Source organism: Nostocoides japonicum T1-X7, assembly GCF_001046855.1.
Classification (GTDB): Bacteria; Actinomycetota; Actinomycetes; order Actinomycetales; family Dermatophilaceae; genus Nostocoides; species Nostocoides japonicum.
The window spans coordinates 134,835-149,704 of the sequence record NZ_HF570958.1; the positions used below are offsets into that span (position 1 = coordinate 134,835).

Here is a 14,870-nt window from a genome sequence, read left to right on the forward strand (position 1 = left end):
CGGGCACCGCGCCGAGTCAGCATCGTGGGAGCGACGGGCCGGATGGGCCGGCTCACGCAGGCCGTCATCGCGCAGGACCATGGCTTGACCCCTCATCAGCTGCTCGGCTCCTCCTCACGTATCGAGGACCTCGACGACACCGACCTGGTGGTCGACTTCACCCACCTGGCCGTGAGCCGCCGCGTCGTCTCGCGGTGTCTGACACAGGACATTCCCGTCCTCGTCGGCACCTCCGGCTGGACCGAGGACGACCTGCGCGAGCTGGCGAGCCAGCAGACCTCCACCAGCCGTCCCACGGTGTGCGTCGTCCCCAACTTCTCGGTCGGCGTCGTCGTCCTCAGCCGGCTCGCGGCCACGGCTGCCCACTTCTACGACGCAGCCGAGATCGTCGAGACCCATGACATCAGCAAGGTGGACGCGCCCTCCGGGACGGCGATCCGCACGGCAGAGATGATCAGCGCCCGACGGCAGGCCGGGGTCACCGCCGTCGACGCCCCCGCCCGCGGGTTCCGCGTCGGCCACGTGCCGGTCCACTCGATCCGGTTGCCCGGCGGTCCTGACGCGCAGACCGTCCATCTCGCGTCCGCATACGAGTCCGCAGAGATCGCCTACCGGACCACCTCGGTCCTCGCCTACCGTTCCGGCCTACGACGAGCCATCCACGCCGTTACTCCGGGAATGGGGTTCAGGATGGGCCTGGAGGAGATCGTCGACCTGGATGCGGTCTTCTCGATCCGCTGATCGAAGTCCTCGTCGGCTGCTCCGCTGCGGGCTCCTTGCCATGGCAGGTGCCTTCGGAACCGCAGCTCGCCGTCCCTCGGGAGTCCGGCCGTGACCTCGAGGAGCATGCCGAGCCGACCGTCCGAGCGGCCGGTCGGCGGCGCTCAGCCGGCGGGCGGCTCCGACGGCTCCTTCGGCCTCTCGTCCGCCGCCGATCCACCGGAGCGAGGCTCTGTGCGCTTACGCCACGCGGAGCGCACGGCCCAGGCGGCGAGCAGCAACGCGGCGAGAGCCCCGAGGAGCTTGCCGAGCGCGTTGAGCCAGTCGGTCGCCTCGGTCGTGCCGGACTTCAGGTCTTGGCCGAGTGGCGCCGCGACGGATACGTCGATCGTGACCGGAGTGACCTGGTCGGCACTGAGCGACGTCGGTGTGGTCGCCGTCCCGGTCGCCTGCAACAGCGGCCAGAAGCTGACGGTCAGGACGAAGTCCCCCTTGCGCTTCGGCGTGACGGACCAGAGCCACACGGCGTCGTGGGAATCGCTGATCTGCTGCGGCCCACTGGCCACGAGCGACGTCACGACGAACGCGTCGCTACCCGTGAGGCTGGCATTGACGAAGCATGCCGCGATGACGGACAGCGCGGTGGCGGGTACCGACGGCTGCCCGAGCACGTCGCCGGGGGATCGCGTCGCGTCGAGGGTCACGGCCGCCCGCACCGTGGTCTCGGCGCCAACCGTCATGTCGATGTGGCGAGGGAACACGGCCCGTCCCTTGGCCAGGTCCTGCGTGCGTTTCGCACACGCCCTGTTGAGTCGCTGAAGCGGAGTGAGATCCTTCGAGCCGATGACGTCGTCCGGGTTGAGGCTCGACGTGGAACCGGGCTGGTCGACGCTCGTGCTCGGTGGGGCGCCGGTGGACGCCCCCTCGCTGCAGGACGTCAGGGCCAGGATGAGGGTGAGGGCGAGAACGGTCGACGCCAGCCGGCTCCCGGCCACCGCGCGGTGCCGGCCCGATCCATGGGAGGGAGACGAGCGCGGCATGGCATACCCCCGCTTCCGTGAGCAGCACACGGGTCAGGTCCACCACGGCGAACCTCTCCCGTCAAGGCTAGCCTTCGCCATGTCTCGTCGTGGTCCGATTCGCGCTGTCCGTGGGGCGCTGTGAGGGGAACCCGTTGGCGTCGCGCGGCGGGGGCCGACGACGAGGATGCCGGCGTCGGCCACGAGCGCGGTCGGAGCGCAGCAGGTCGGGGACTGGCCGGGGTCCTCTCGTCGTCATCCGTCCGGGGTCGGCAGGCTGTGGGCGATGACGGCCCAGCAGGTGATGGCGCTGGCGATCGTGGTCCAGTAGCCGTACTTCTCGTAGATGGCTGCGGCCTGGGTCTTCTGGGTGGTGAGGTCGGTGCCGGTCATCTGGGGGTCGGAGGCGTTGCGGATGGAGACCCAGGGGGGTGGGTCGGTCAGGTCGGTGCAGGCGAGGCCGAGGGCCGCGTCGTCCATCTCGACGGCGCGAGCGTGCGGATCGTAGGCCCTCAGGCCGTAGTGGTCCTCGGTGTCGTCGAAGGCGAAGAAGTCGGTGCTGACGGCCTGGGCGCGGTGGGCCGGTGCGTCGACCCAGACGCGCGGTGTGTGGTTGCCGTCCGGGACATGCACCGCGTTGACGGGCAGCAGCCGGTGGGTCGCGGTCGTGAGCTCGCCCGGGTGCAGCCGCAGGGGGCTGGTGTAGGTGTCGTGGGCGAACGCGGCGTGCGCGAAGGTGTGGGTGCAGTCCCAGCGGACGGTGCGGGCGAGGACGACGTCGCCGAGCGCGGTGTCGGCCTGGACGCCGCCGGCGGTGCCGGTCGTGATGACCAGCCGCGGCCGGACCTGGTCGACGAGCTGCTTCCAGAGGGTGCGGATCGGCAGGTGGACCCCGTCGGTGGCGGGATGCAGGTCGGACTTGACGACGACGACCCTGGTGTCGCCGATCGTCGTCGTGTGCCAGAGCCCGGCGCGGTTCAGCTCCAGGGCGGGGGCGCGGTGGCCGGTGATGAGCGCTCGCAGGGCCGTCCACCCGTTCCGGTAGGGCGTCCAGGCGGTCGTGTCGACCCCGGGGGTCAGGACGTCCGCGAGGGCATACGCCTCGGCGACGGTATAGGTGACGACGAGGACGTCCCCGGCCGGCAGCGGGTCGGTGTCGGCCGGGGCGGGGTCGATCGTCTGTGGAGTGGGTGCGAGCCCGGCGGGCCAGGGGATGGGGTCGGGGGTGAGCCGGGCTGCCAGCTCCACGGCCTCCGGGCTGCCGGCGTTCGCGGCGAACAGGTAGCGGTCCGGCTCCCGGGGGTCGAAGGTGATGATGTGGCGGGCGAGGTCGGCGGCGCCGGCGTCGCTCGTCAGCTCCGCGACGGTGGCGGTATGCGACGTCATGGGTGGCCCTGTCGTTGTCCCGAGCGCCGGGTCAGACAGCGCGCAGCTTGGCCAGGTCGGCCTGCAGCTGCGCGAGGTCGAACCCTTCGGGGTCGTGGCCGTCCTTGAGGTACTCGGAGGAGACGTAGACGTAGCTCTCGTCGTTGTACTTCTGGAAGAAGGCGTCGGTCATCGGTTGCTCGCGGCCCCAGGTGACGACGACGAACCGGTCGTCGCGTCGGGCGACGGCGCTCACGTAGTGGCCGCCCTCGATCTTGGCTCCCGGCACGACGTCCCAGGGCTGGTGGTTGTGGAACTGGGTCATCGCGGAGTCGGGGAACTCCAGGCCGATGCCGACGGCGCCGAACAGGTAGAGGGCCTGCAGGTGCTGGCCGACGTCGCCGGGGGTGAGGGCCAGGTAGGCGACGATGCGGTGGTGGGCGCCGTCGGCGTCGACGAGACCCGTGTGGCGTCGGTAGCTGGCGGCGTCGGCGACGTCGGTGCCCTTGTCGGTGCTCGGGTCGTCGGGGTCGTAGCCCGTGATCGCCGAGTAGTTGGCGATGGCCGCGGCCTTGTCGGTCGGGGCCGTGGCGGAGCCGTAGTGGCTCCACAGCATCGTCTCGTGCAGGCCGCCCGCGATGACGCAGTCGCCGACGGTGTCGTTGCCCAGCATCTTCCAGTGGCCGACGCCGTGGTCGTGGCCGAACTCGGTCGGCGGCGTGGGCAGCAGCGTCTCCTTGACGTAGGTCGTGAACTTCATCGTGACGGCGCCGGGGCGGGCGGGCAGCTTGCCGAGGCGGAGGGGTGCCGAGGTGGTGGTCTGGGACATGGCGCTCTCCTCACGGGCCCGTGGAAAGGGCCTCATCCACAAGTATCGGCCGAACCGGCCGACCGCGGTATACGCGGTTTTCCCGGCAGCAACCGCCTGGCTGGACCGCATCCACACCGAGGCCGGTCGGCTGCTGCCACGCCGCGACCCTGACCAGCGCTCCGCCGCAGTCCTTGCCATCGAGGCAGCCCTGACCGCGCCGGCCTACTCGCGCGCAGCGGAGGAGATCCTGCGTTTCAAGGGACAGACGTCCCCCTCGACGCAGGAGCGGTCGAACAACAAGCGTCTCGTCCTGAACCCCCGACCCATCGGAGTCGTCGCCGTCATCGCGCCGTACGACTTCCCGACGGACATCAGCTCGATCGCCATCGCCCACGCTCTCGTGGCGGGGAACACCGTCGTGCGCAAACCGTCGGACGACGCTCCGCGGGCCTGCGCGATGGTCGCCGACCTAGCCGCCGAGGTGACGTAGCGGTCCTCGCGACGTCGGCGGTGCGTGCCGCGTTGACCTCGCTTTTGGGCATCAGGCCCGATCCGGCCGCGCTGGAACTCGTGGCGCGGCTGACCTTGTACTGGTTCGAGCGTGGGTGGATCGTCGGGGCGCAGCGCTGGTTCCGGGCGGCCGCGGAGTTCGCCGGCACCGAGGGATGGAGCGCACCGGACGCGGCCGTTGCCGAAACGCTCGCCGGGGTGGCCGCGGCGCTGATCCAGGACCGGGAGGTCGCCGCCCCGCTGATCGCCGCGCGGCTGCCACAGCTGGCTCTTGCGCCGGCCAGTCACCTGCCGATCGGCGCCGAGGTGCTGGTGCTTGTCTCGATCGCGACCTGGGTCTGTCGGTTGACCGATCTCGGGCTGACGGCCGCGCAGGCGACGGTCGAGTTCGGGGAGCGCCTCGATGCCCCCCAGATACCGATCCGCGGCCGCGCCCTGGCGGCGATGCACCGCCTCTGGCTGGGAGAGGTGGACAAGGCCAGTGCCGAGTTGGAGGCGGTCCTGACCGATCCGCGGGGAACGAGTTCGCGGCGTTCGTGGCCGCCTACGGCTGCACCAAAATGGCGCGCGACGCGGGAGACTCATCGGGGGCGCCGGCATGGCTGGATCGGCTGGTCCAGGCCCATAGGACTCTGGCCATGCACCCGACTAGTGAGCTGCTCGAGGACGCACTGCTCCAGCAGCGTCCGCCCGGCGTGTGACCAGTCGCGCTCCGAAGCGGTCCAGGCGCTCACGTCGGCTCCTGTCTGGCCAGGGCGTGCCCGACGGCCGTCAGCGCTCCGACGCTGGCCAGCGACAGGAGCAGGGCGGCAGCGACCGAGCCGAGCGCGTCCCACGCCGTGTGAAGTGTCACCGCCAGGGCCAACAGAGCGACGAACGTCAGCCAGGCGCGCCCGGTGCGGCGAGCCAATGCGAGCCAGAGCCCGGCCACGGCCATGCCGGTCCAGGCGACGTGGGTGGCGGGGGCGAACAGTCCGCGATCGAGCAGGGTCCCATCCACCGCCGGAAGTCGATCGTGTGCCGTGACCAGCTGTTGCGCGCTGTACCCGAGGGTCTCCAACACTGCGAATCCCGCCCCCGAGCACACTCCCACGGTGAGCCCGTCGAGAGGATGACGCGCCCGGATCGCCACCGCCACGATGGCCGGTACGGCCAGCTTGGAGCTCTCCTCGATAACCGCGACCGTGAGCGGGGGGAGCTCCCCGAGCCGGGTCTGCGTGCGGTACTCGAGCAGCGCCGCCACCGAGATCGAGAGCACGCCGCTGACGGCCGCGACGGCGACCAGCAAGAACCCGGAGGTCCGCGGCCTCAGTGACGAGCCGTACAACCCCGCCAGCGTCGCCACCAAGGGTGTGAGTGCACCCACGAGCAGGAGCCCCGGGATCAGGCGGACGTTGCCGGTGACTCGGTAGACCGCGTGGACGACCTCGAACAGCAACAGCCCGACAACGAGCACGACCGCCCAGCCGAAGCGCCCGAGGGTGGTCGAGATGGGAGCCCGAGCCGGGCCACCCAGATGGTGGCCCGACCGGGGCTGGTGGATGGACATCGCGGCGTCCTGTCGGCGACTCGCTGTCACAGGGCTGCCTGCTGTCCCCAGGAGGTGCGAGCGCTCTTGGACGTCGCCAGCGTCAGCCGATCGCCGTTCTCGGTGGTGTCCCGAGTGGTGGACAGGTAGTAGGTACCGGGCTGCCACGGGCCGAACGGGATGGAGAAGGTGACCTGCAGAGCAGTGCCGCCGTCCCCGTTGGGAACCATGGTCCACATGGTGTTCTCCTGGGTGGTGCAGGGCCATTGGTCAATCGTGCCGTCCGTGCCGTTGACTTCCAGGCACTTGCCGGTCGCCCGGTTCATCAGGGTCCCCGCCGCCCCATCGATGGCGTTGCGCTGGAAGGCCCAGACCTGGTTGTCGCCCACGGTGCCGCCCTGCTTCTCCCAGGTATCCACCCGCGCGCCGTCGTAGGTCGCCGCGCCGTTCACCTCGAGCAACTGGTCGACGGTGCCGGTCTTGACGAATGTGTACGAGGCGGTTGCACCGTCGGTCGGCTCCCAGGTGACCTTGACATAGCCGTTGCCCTGGTGCCCGTCGGTGTCTCCGATGGTGGACCAGTCATCGGTCAGTTGGGACATGGACGCGGCGCCCCCACCACCGCCGCTGCCCATGACGCCGCTGGTGTAACCGCCGCGCCCGGCCAGCCACCCGCCGCCGCCACCACCACCGCCGCCGTTGAGGTAGGCCCCGGTCGACGAGGCACCGGTCTTGTTGTTCAACGGGTTATGGGCCCCGCCGCCGGGTCCACCGACGTTGTCGGCGGATTTCGTGAACTGGTTGCCGTCGTAGCCCCAGTAGAAGCCGCCGCTGCCGCCGCCGTTGTAGTTGTCGCCGGCCGCAGTCGGCCCACCCTCACCACCGCCGCCGGCTGCCACGGCCATGACGCGGCCGTTGAGCTGGATCACGCTCGCGCCGCCGCCTCCGCCGCCGTCACCCGAGGTCAAGCCCTTGCTGTGCCCACCGTCGCCGCCCTGAAACGGGGCGATCGACCAGCCTCCCAGCCCATTGGACTTGTTGCCGTTGGGGTTTCCGCCCTGGCCGGCGACCGCGATGGTGAGGACGTCGCCGGCCTTGACCTTCAACGTCCCGCCGATGATCGCGCCCCTGCCTCGGGCGCTGCCCAACAGGCGGTTCCAGCCGTCGTTGGCGTTGTCGTTCCCGCCACTGCCGCCGGCCATCTCGAGGTCGGCGTACCCGACGCCGTTGGGCACGGTGATCGTCTGCAACCCCCCGGTGTACTGGAGCGTCGTGGAGCTATCGGTGCTGAGCGCACTGACACTGGTCGGTCCGGTCTTCTGGCTGGAGGCCTGGATTGACTCGCGTGGGGAGTTGCCGCACGCGGCAAGAGAGAGCACTGCCACACCGGCGGCAGCGCCGGCGCCGACGACGCGGAGGGCTCGCCCTCGCAGGGTTGAACTGAGGTGGCGAATCACCATGGTCTTGGTCCCTTCTCAATGAGTTGGCTTGGTGCGACCACCCTGGCGAGGACGACTCTCACGGCACTCTCAAACCAGATACGCGAACGCCCGGGCACCTCGAGAGCCAAGGATCTGAACCCGGCCACGGTGCGGAACCGGGTGGAGGACGCCGAGCGGGCTGATGGTCTCCGTCCGTCGGCCGCGGCGCGTTCGAGTGAGTCCGAAGAGCTGCGGGCGTTGCGCACGGAGAACGCCGAGCTGCGCCGGGCGAACGAGATCCTCAAGACCGCGTCGGCGTTTTCGCACAGGCGGAACTCGACCGCCGCCTGGAGTGATCGTGGCCTACCTCGTCTCCTCCCGGAGCCGGTTCGACGCCCGTGCCGATCTGTGCCGTGCTGAGCGAGCACGGCATCCCGATCGCGCCGTCCACCTACTATGCCCACCCGGCCCGCCCGGTCTCGCCCGCGACGTTGGAGCAGGCCTACCTGGCCCCAACGCGCTGCCGGGGCTATGGAAGGCCGACTGGGGAGTGGAGGGGGCTCGTAAGCCGCAAATCGCCCCCCGCCGCGCCGGCTGCAGGTCGGTCTGGACGAGGTGGCTCGGCTGATGCGGATCGCCGGGATCGTCGGCGCGGTCCGGGGCCGGCACGTCGGACCCCGTTCGAGATGGAGGAGATGTCGAAACGCCGTGACCTGGGCAGATGGTGCGCCATCAGGGACTCGAACCCCGAACCCGCTGATTAAGAGTCAGCTGCTCTGCCAATTGAGCTAATGGCGCGCGAGGCAGAACACTAGCAGCGCCCGACCCCAGGCCGGAAATCGATCGGTCGCCCCGCTCACGCGCCCGTGGCGGCTCTTGGTCGAGCACGCCCAACGCACCGCCTCACGGCGAAAGGCGGGCGCGGCGAGCGAGTCCCAGGACCCGGGGCCGTCGCCAGCCTGCACGCGTCGAACGGGTCCGCCGCCCGGTCAGATCACCGCCCTCGCGGCTCAGCTCGAGTGCCCGGTGGCTGGTGGCTCGTCACCGCGCTGCTCCGTGTGACGCTCTCGAAGGCGTCGCTGGCGTCGGAGCGCCCGCACCCAGCCGAGCACCCCGAACACGATGAGCGCCACGGCGATGAACCACAGCACACCCGACGACGCGGTGCTGCTGGAGGATGTCGTGGGCCTCGGCGTCGCCCCTGGGGTCGAGGAGGTGCCAGCCGAAGTGCTGGTGCCGGGCGTCGCTGTCGCGGGTCCGGCTGCTGCCGCCGTCGCGGTGAACGTCGAGGTCCCCGACACCGGATGCCCGTCGTCGCTCACCACCTTCCACGAGATCGTGTAGGTCCCCGCCGGCAACCGGGTCGCGAGGCGCTGGGTGAGCGTGGCACCGGCCGCTGACGGCTCTCCACGAGCGGCATCCGTGCCGTCCATGCCGCGCACCGCGACGACCGACAGGCCCGTGGTGACCGGCTCGTCGAAGGTCAGGGTCACGACATCCGGCGGCGTCGGGAGCGTCGCGCCGTCCGCGGGGGTGATGGCCACGAGGCTGGCATGCGCGCTCGCCCCGCCGGCCCCGACGAGTCCGGTCCCGAAGCAGACGGCGAGGCCGAGCACGATGACCCACAACCGACGACGGTATGCCGGGAGAGACGTTCGGCGGGGAGGTGTCACGCGCCCATCGTGCCCCACTCTCTCGGCGCCCCGGGATGGGCACGGTGACCCGGCGGACCGAGGTCGCGCCGCGCATACGGATGAGCGTGCGCCGACACCGAGTCCACTCAGCCGGCCATGAGCGCCGGCCTGCGACTTCTTCGAGGGTCCCGTGGCCGTCGCGCGGCACGATGGCGCTCGGAGACGGACATGACCCACGGAAGGGGCAGGTGCTGGATCACCGCGGTGCTCCTGGCGATCCGGTCCGCCTCCGGGGTCGCCGGGTCAGCCACAGGCAGATGATGAAGGCGAGGCCCCAGACGAAGAACCAGGGATCCCACAGGTAGGCGTGCCAGGCCAGCGCCTTCGGGTCGCTGGCCGGCCCGACATCGAGCACGGAGGTCTGGATGAGCAGGCCCGGGATCGTGAGCAGGGCTCCGTAGACCGCGAGGACGCACGCCGCGATCCAGCTGAGGATGCGGGCCACCCGGCCTCGCGTCCACGGTGGCAGCGAGGGCGGCATACCGACGACAGCCGGTGCCGCCAGCGCGACCCCGGCCTTCAGCACGGCGACCGCCCACAACGCCGCGACGACCGACCCCTCCCGTTGCCGCCCCCATCGCTCGATGTCCCCGCCGACCGTGTCGAGCAGCCCAGTTCCTCCCGACGCCCAATACGCGCTGATGCCAGCGCTGCCCAGACCGAGCAGCACCGCGACGACCGCCGCCAGGGTCGCATACCGAGGACGGGGCATCGAGCCTGCCGTGTCCGTCGTCATCCTCGCGCGAGCAACCCACCGGCCGTGCCACGTCGGGGGATCCGGGCGTCCGGATGCCCGACCTGCTCGCCGCGCTCGAACGCCGCCTCGAGGTCGTTCGCGGCCGTGAAGGCCCTGGGCATCGGTCAGGCCTCCACAGCGTGAAGGAGTGCCTCGAGCTGTCGAGCCGTTGCCGGCAGTGTCTGCGGGTCGATCGCCGCTTGGAGTGAGGCATGGGAGTCCCCGAAGAGCGCGTCGCCCCTGCGCACGAGTGCGGTGCCAGCCTCCGTGAGGGCGAGGGCGTGCTCGCGGCGGGTGTGCTCGGCGGTGGCGACGGTCATCAGCCCGGCGGCGACGGCGGCGTCGATCTGCCGGCTCACCGTCCCCTTCGTCAGGCCGAGCCGGTCGGCCACCGCCTGCTGGCTCAGCGGCCCGGGGTGCGCATCCACGACCGACAGCACGAGGAACTGTGCGAGCGAGACGCCGAGCTCTCGCCGGAACAGCGCCTCCCCCTGTCGATCCATCGCTCCCGCCAGCCGGCGGATCAGGAACCACAGCGTCGCCACCTGATCCGGAAGGGCCGGCAGCCCGCTCTCAGGCTGGGTGGGGAGCCCGCCCTCCGGTGGGGCGGGTGCCTCGGCGAGCGTCCGGCGGGCCATGCGCTCCAGCATACCGATTATTCGTTTGACAGGCGACGGTTGTGTATGCAACTGTCGCCTGGACGAACATTCAGCGTTCCGGAAGGACGCGTTCGCGACCGGACACGGCGACGGCAGGCGATCCATCGTCCCGCGCAGCAACGGATGGACGTCGACCGGGGCCCTGCGGCATGGTCCTTCGAGGCGACCAGAGCGGAGGGCCTGGTCGGGGTCGCCGACCGGGGCCTTCTCAGGAAGGACATCACGTGATCGATGTGATCATCGCGGGCGCCGGGCCGACCGGCGTGTGGTTGGCGAGCGAGCTGCGGCTGCAGGGTGTCGACGTGCTCGTCGTCGAGAAGGCGGAGCGCCCGACGCCGGTGGTCCGAGCACTCGGCATCAACGCACGGACGGTCGAGATCCTCGACATGCGCGGATTGTGGGACGCCTTCACCGAGTTCGCGCAACCCCATCCCCTCACCGGGTATGTCGCGGGCATCATGAAGCCCCCGCCCGCGGACCTGGACACCACCTATCCGCATGTCTACGCGATCCACCAGACCGTCACCGAACGGCTGCTGCGGGAGCACGCCGCCCAGTCGGGGGTCGAGGTGCGGTACTGCGTCGGGGTCGTCGGCCTCACACAGACCCACGACCGCGTGCGCGCTCGGCTGGCCGACGGGACGGAGCTCGAGGCGAGGTTCCTCGTGGGATGCGACGGCGGGCGAAGCACCGTGCGCAAGGCGATCGGCGTCCCGTTCGACGGCGAGCCGAGCACGAGCGAGTTCCTCCTCGGTGAGATGGAGCTCACCGATCCATGGGAGCGCATCGTCGAGGTGATGTCCGAGGTGCGCCAGAGGGTGCACGCCTTCGGTGCCGTCCCGCTCGGAGACAGCATGTATCGCGTCGTCGTGCCCGCGTCGGGTGTCGCGGACCGTGAGGCTGCGGTGTCCCTGGAGGAGGTGCGGTCGCAGCTCGTGGCCTTCGCCGACACGGACTTCGGCGCACGGTCACCGCGCTGGCTCTCCCGGTTCGGTGACGCGACTCGGCTCGCGCAGACCTACCGGGTCGGCCGGGTGCTGCTCGCCGGGGATGCGGCGCACATCCATCCGCCGTTCGGCGGTCAGGGACTCAACCTGGGTCTGCACGACGCGACGAACCTCGGTTGGAAGCTCGCGGCGGAGGTCGCCGGACGGGCACCGGCGGGCCTGCTCGACAGCTATGAGGCGGAACGACGACCGGTCGCCCTGGACGTGCTGGGCACGACCCGCGCGTTCGGGGAGATCCTGTCCATCGGTCCGGGACCGAAGGCCGTTCAACACCTGGTCGAGCAGCTCATGGAGTTCGAGGAGGTCAACCGCTTCCTCGTGGAGAAGGTGACCGCGATCGGCGTGCGCTACGACCTCGGCGACGACGACCCGCGTGTCGGCCGTCATCAGCGCGACATCCCCGTGGGCACCGGGCGGCTGTACGAGCTGCTCCGTGGCGGCCGCGGTCTCCTGCTCGATCCCACGGGGCGCCTGACGATCGACGGCTGGCAGGATCGGGTCGACCGAGCGTTCATCGATGACGCACCTGCCGGCCCTGCGACCCTCATCCGGCCGGACGGCCACGTCGCCTGGCGCGGAGACGACGAGGACGGGCTTCGCGCCGCACTCCGCCGCTGGTTCGGCGAGGCGGACCCCGAGCCGGCCGTCGTCGCGATGCCCGGAGCGGCCAGATAGCGAGCGCAACCACCTGGCGGGACGCGACCACGTGACGGCGCACTCGAAGCCGCCCAGCGGCGGTCGTGGGCGAGGCAACCGACGGACACCCAATGCTGCTCCGACCCCGTGCCGGTCGTGCTCGGTGCGCGGTCTCTCCTCGGGCCCGCGGGGGTATTGGGTGTCGGTCGGCCCCACCGACAGGCATCGGCCCCACCGACAGGCAATAGAGGCGACGGCTGCCCCGAGGCCTGGCCTCGTGAGCACGGCCGGCGCCCCACCGGCGGGCCGTCGCCGCCTATTGCCTGTTCGTCGGGCCGCCCGGACCGTTGGTGAGTGCCCCAGCGGCTCGGGGGATCGGCGCCGTCAACCAGGCTGACCAGCCGGGGGTCGGCCAGGAGAGTGGCGCTGACCGGCGCATCCGTGGAAAGTGGCTCGGCCCCAGCATCGAGATGCTGGGGCCGAGCCGTGGGGTGAGTGACGGGACTTGAACCCGCGGCCCTCTGGACCACAACCAGATGCTCTACCAGCTGAGCTACACCCACCATGCGAAGCGACCGGCATACCGCCGGCCGCGCAGCGGCGACAATCGTACCTAACTCTGAGGGGTGCTCGTGACCGGCCGGCCGTGATCGACGATATGGCGCTCGCCGAGGGCCTTGAGGGTGTCGCTGTCGAGGCCCGGTGGCGGGATGAAGACGGCCTCGCGGTAGTACCGCAGCTCGGCGATCGACTCGCGGATGTCGGCGAGCGCGCGGTGGCCGCCGGACTTGGTCGGCGCGTTGAAGTAGGCGCGGGGGAGCCACCGTCGCGACAGCTCCTTGATGGAGGAGACGTCGATGACCCGGTAGTGCAGCCACTCCTCGAGCTCGGGCATGTCTCGCGCGAGGAAGCCGCGGTCGGTGCCGACGGTGTTGCCGCCGAGCGGCGCCTTGCGTGCTTCGGGGACCCATTCCCGGACGTATGCGAGGACCCGCCGCTGCGCCTCCTCGAGCGTGACGCCGTGCGCGAGGGCGTCGAGGAGACCCGAGGTCGTATGCATCTCGTGGACGAAGTCGTTCATCTGCTCCAGCGCCTCCGGTGGGGGAGCGATGACGACGTCGACCCCGTCGCCGAGCTGGTTGAGGTCGAAGTCGGTGACCAGGGCGGCCACCTCGATGAGGGCGTCATGCTGCAGCGACAGACCGGTCATCTCGCAGTCGATCCACACGATGCGGTCGGAGAGGGCGCGCTCGGTCGGGGCGGAGGTCATTGCGCCACTCTATTGCCGAGGGCCCGGTCGGGCCGGTCGCCCGCCGGGGCGCACCGTGGTCTGACGTGCGGAAACGCCGCTCGGATACCCTCGCCCTCATGACCACGCCGAACCCGTGGACTGGTGACGACCGGCCCCAGCCACCCGGGGTGCGGACGTCCTGGTCCGGGCAGGTCTCGGCATACGACCCGGGCAGCGAGCCGGGCCCGGGGTCGCAGCGCAGGTCGAGTCGCGCCCGGATCCGGACGTGGGCCATCACGGGTCTCGTCGTCGTCGGGTTCGCCTTCTCGGGTCTCGTCCTCGCCGTCAACGTCGGCGGTCACCTCGGGCTCGTCACGACGCTGCTCGCGGTCCTCGCGGCCGCCCTGCCGCTCGGGATCGTCGTGCCGACCTTCCTCTGGCTCGACCGGTTCGAGGCGGAGCCGACCCGGCTGCTCGTCTTCGCCTTCGCCTGGGGCGCCCTCTTCGCGGCGGCGATCGCGGCCTTCCTCAACACCAGTGCCCTCGCCGTCTTCCGGGCGGCGACGGACCCGACGTCCGCGCTGCAGACGACCGCGGTCGTCGTCGCGCCCTTCGTCGAGGAGGCCGCCAAGGGGCTGCTCGTCCTCGTCGTGTGGCGGTTCCTGCGGCGGGAGTTCGACGGGATCATCGACGGGATGGTGTATGCCGGCCTCGTCGCCGCCGGGTTCGCCTTCACCGAGAACATCACCTACCTCGGGCAGGCGTACCAGGAGGGCGGCGGCCCCTACCTCGCCGCGACGTTCGTCCTCCGAGGCGTCTTCAGCCCGTTCGCGCACCCGATCTTCACCTGCATGACGGGGATCGGGATCGGGATCGCCGCGACGTCGGGGTCCCGGTGGCTCCGGGTGGTCGCCCCGCTCGCGGGCTATCTCCTCGCGGTCCTCGCGCACTCGATGTGGAACCTCGCCGCCACCCTGGGCGGCCACGGCATGGTCGTCTTCTACGTCCTCGTCGAGGTGCCCATCTTCGTCGCGTTCCTCGCCCTCATCGGGTGGGCCCGGCGCCGGGAGGGTCAGCTCATCGGGATCTTCCTCAGTCCGTATGCCGCGGCCGGCTGGCTCTCCCCGGGCGAGGTGGCCATGCTCTCCTCGATGTCGCGCCGCCGGGAAGCCCGGATGTGGGCGCGCACGAACACCGGGCCACGCGGGCTCGCGGCGATGCGCGCCTTCCAGGACGCGGCGAGCGAGCTGGCCCTGCTGCGCCGGCGCATGTACAACAGCATCGCCGACGCGCAGGCCCTCGGCACCGAGCGGCAGCTGCTCGACGCCCTCGTCGCTCGGCGCCGCGAGTTCATCGGCACGACCCTCGTCTGACGGGGAGGGCGAGGGGACCGTCGGCGGCGGGCCCCATGGGGGCCCGCCCGGTGACAGGGAGGGAGGCGGACCCTCGGCCACGGGCCGTTGTGGGGAAGGTGGCCGGAGTCCTGGGTCTGGCTATCTTCCCCACAAGCATCCGGCGCCGCGCCCACGAGCA

Annotated in this window: 14 protein-coding genes and 2 tRNA genes; 4 read left to right on the plus strand and 12 right to left on the minus strand. The window is 71.0% G+C overall.

Annotation, left to right across the window (positions count from 1 at the left end):
- The first annotated feature begins 24 nt into the window (after positions 1-24).
- Complete coding sequence (locus tag BN12_RS00650) at positions 25-741, plus strand: 4-hydroxy-tetrahydrodipicolinate reductase (protein WP_162233006.1); 717 nt, start codon at positions 25-27, stop codon at positions 739-741.
- A 143-nt stretch (positions 742-884) separates the two neighbouring features.
- On the opposite strand, the gene BN12_RS00655 is transcribed toward BN12_RS00650, so the two are convergent.
- The 3 genes from BN12_RS00655 to BN12_RS00665 form a co-directional block, all read right to left on the minus strand.
- Entirely contained in the window at positions 885-1,481 is a 597-nt protein-coding gene (locus BN12_RS00655) for a hypothetical protein (RefSeq protein ID WP_162233007.1), read from the minus strand.
- 513 nt (positions 1,482-1,994) lie between these two features.
- On the minus strand, positions 1,995-3,125 hold the full coding sequence (locus tag BN12_RS00660; protein ID WP_048549596.1) for a phosphorylase family protein: 1,131 nt from the start codon (positions 3,123-3,125) through the stop codon (positions 1,995-1,997).
- Between the two features lie 31 nt (positions 3,126-3,156).
- Entirely contained in the window at positions 3,157-3,933 is a 777-nt protein-coding gene (locus BN12_RS00665) for a hypothetical protein (RefSeq protein ID WP_048549597.1), read from the minus strand.
- Here BN12_RS00665 and BN12_RS00670 point away from each other — a divergent pair.
- Positions 3,917-4,405 (plus strand): aldehyde dehydrogenase family protein, encoded by a 489-nt coding sequence (locus BN12_RS00670; protein ID WP_235432260.1) that lies wholly within the window; start codon positions 3,917-3,919, stop codon positions 4,403-4,405. The genes BN12_RS00665 and BN12_RS00670 overlap by 17 nt on opposite strands.
- A 750-nt stretch (positions 4,406-5,155) precedes the next feature.
- Here BN12_RS00670 and BN12_RS00675 read toward each other — a convergent pair.
- From BN12_RS00675 to BN12_RS00700, 7 genes are all read right to left on the minus strand, one after another.
- Positions 5,156-5,974: a PrsW family intramembrane metalloprotease gene (locus BN12_RS00675; RefSeq protein ID WP_048549599.1), complete on the minus strand. Its 819-nt coding sequence runs from the start codon at positions 5,972-5,974 to the stop codon at positions 5,156-5,158.
- Between the two features lie 26 nt (positions 5,975-6,000).
- Positions 6,001-7,413: an RICIN domain-containing protein gene (locus BN12_RS00680; RefSeq protein WP_157635268.1), complete on the minus strand. Its 1,413-nt coding sequence runs from the start codon at positions 7,411-7,413 to the stop codon at positions 6,001-6,003.
- Positions 7,414-8,096: 683 nt separating this feature from the next.
- Positions 8,097-8,172, minus strand: a tRNA-Lys gene (locus tag BN12_RS00685).
- A 212-nt stretch (positions 8,173-8,384) separates the two neighbouring features.
- Positions 8,385-9,002 (minus strand): copper resistance CopC family protein, encoded by a 618-nt coding sequence (locus tag BN12_RS00690; RefSeq protein WP_048549601.1) that lies wholly within the window; start codon positions 9,000-9,002, stop codon positions 8,385-8,387.
- Between the two features lie 262 nt (positions 9,003-9,264).
- Positions 9,265-9,804 (minus strand): DUF3995 domain-containing protein, encoded by a 540-nt coding sequence (locus tag BN12_RS00695; RefSeq protein WP_048549602.1) that lies wholly within the window; start codon positions 9,802-9,804, stop codon positions 9,265-9,267.
- Complete coding sequence (locus BN12_RS26440; RefSeq protein ID WP_268806992.1) at positions 9,801-9,926, minus strand: hypothetical protein; 126 nt, start codon at positions 9,924-9,926, stop codon at positions 9,801-9,803. The genes BN12_RS00695 and BN12_RS26440 overlap by 4 nt, the downstream gene beginning before the upstream one ends.
- Positions 9,927-9,929: 3 nt before the next feature.
- The gene (locus BN12_RS00700; RefSeq protein WP_162233008.1) at positions 9,930-10,442 is read right to left on the minus strand and encodes a MarR family winged helix-turn-helix transcriptional regulator; all 513 of its coding nucleotides are present in this window, start codon (positions 10,440-10,442) and stop codon (positions 9,930-9,932) included.
- A 245-nt stretch (positions 10,443-10,687) separates the two neighbouring features.
- Between BN12_RS00700 and BN12_RS00705 the strand changes: the two genes are divergently transcribed.
- Positions 10,688-12,145 (plus strand): FAD-dependent monooxygenase, encoded by a 1,458-nt coding sequence (locus BN12_RS00705; RefSeq protein WP_048549604.1) that lies wholly within the window; start codon positions 10,688-10,690, stop codon positions 12,143-12,145.
- Positions 12,146-12,593: 448 nt separating this feature from the next.
- Here the strand turns inward: BN12_RS00705 and BN12_RS00710 are convergent.
- A tRNA-His gene (locus tag BN12_RS00710) sits at positions 12,594-12,669 on the minus strand.
- 50 nt (positions 12,670-12,719) lie between these two features.
- Entirely contained in the window at positions 12,720-13,376 is a 657-nt protein-coding gene (gene orn / locus BN12_RS00715) for an oligoribonuclease (protein WP_048549605.1), read from the minus strand.
- A gap of 98 nt (positions 13,377-13,474) precedes the next feature.
- Between orn and BN12_RS00720 the strand changes: the two genes are divergently transcribed.
- Complete coding sequence (locus BN12_RS00720; RefSeq protein ID WP_083454301.1) at positions 13,475-14,710, plus strand: PrsW family intramembrane metalloprotease; 1,236 nt, start codon at positions 13,475-13,477, stop codon at positions 14,708-14,710.
- Positions 14,711-14,870: the final 160 nt, after the last annotated feature.

Bases quoted from the DNA above. Each gene is read 5' to 3' on its own strand.
- BN12_RS00665 (WP_048549597.1), bottom strand. From the start codon at position 3,933: ATGTCCCAGACCACCACCTCGGCACCCCTCCGCCTCGGCAAGCTGCCC.
- BN12_RS00680 (WP_157635268.1), bottom strand. From the start codon at position 7,413: ATGGTGATTCGCCACCTCAGTTCAACCCTGCGAGGGCGAGCCCTCCGC.
- BN12_RS00675 (WP_048549599.1), bottom strand. From the start codon at position 5,974: ATGTCCATCCACCAGCCCCGGTCGGGCCACCATCTGGGTGGCCCGGCT.
- BN12_RS00700 (WP_162233008.1), bottom strand. From the start codon at position 10,442: ATGGCCCGCCGGACGCTCGCCGAGGCACCCGCCCCACCGGAGGGCGGG.
- BN12_RS26440 (WP_268806992.1), bottom strand. From the start codon at position 9,926: ATGCCCAGGGCCTTCACGGCCGCGAACGACCTCGAGGCGGCGTTCGAG.
- orn (WP_048549605.1), bottom strand. From the start codon at position 13,376: ATGACCTCCGCCCCGACCGAGCGCGCCCTCTCCGACCGCATCGTGTGG.
- BN12_RS00695 (WP_048549602.1), bottom strand. From the start codon at position 9,804: ATGACGACGGACACGGCAGGCTCGATGCCCCGTCCTCGGTATGCGACC.
- BN12_RS00720 (WP_083454301.1), top strand. From the start codon at position 13,475: ATGACCACGCCGAACCCGTGGACTGGTGACGACCGGCCCCAGCCACCC.
- BN12_RS00660 (WP_048549596.1), bottom strand. From the start codon at position 3,125: ATGACGTCGCATACCGCCACCGTCGCGGAGCTGACGAGCGACGCCGGC.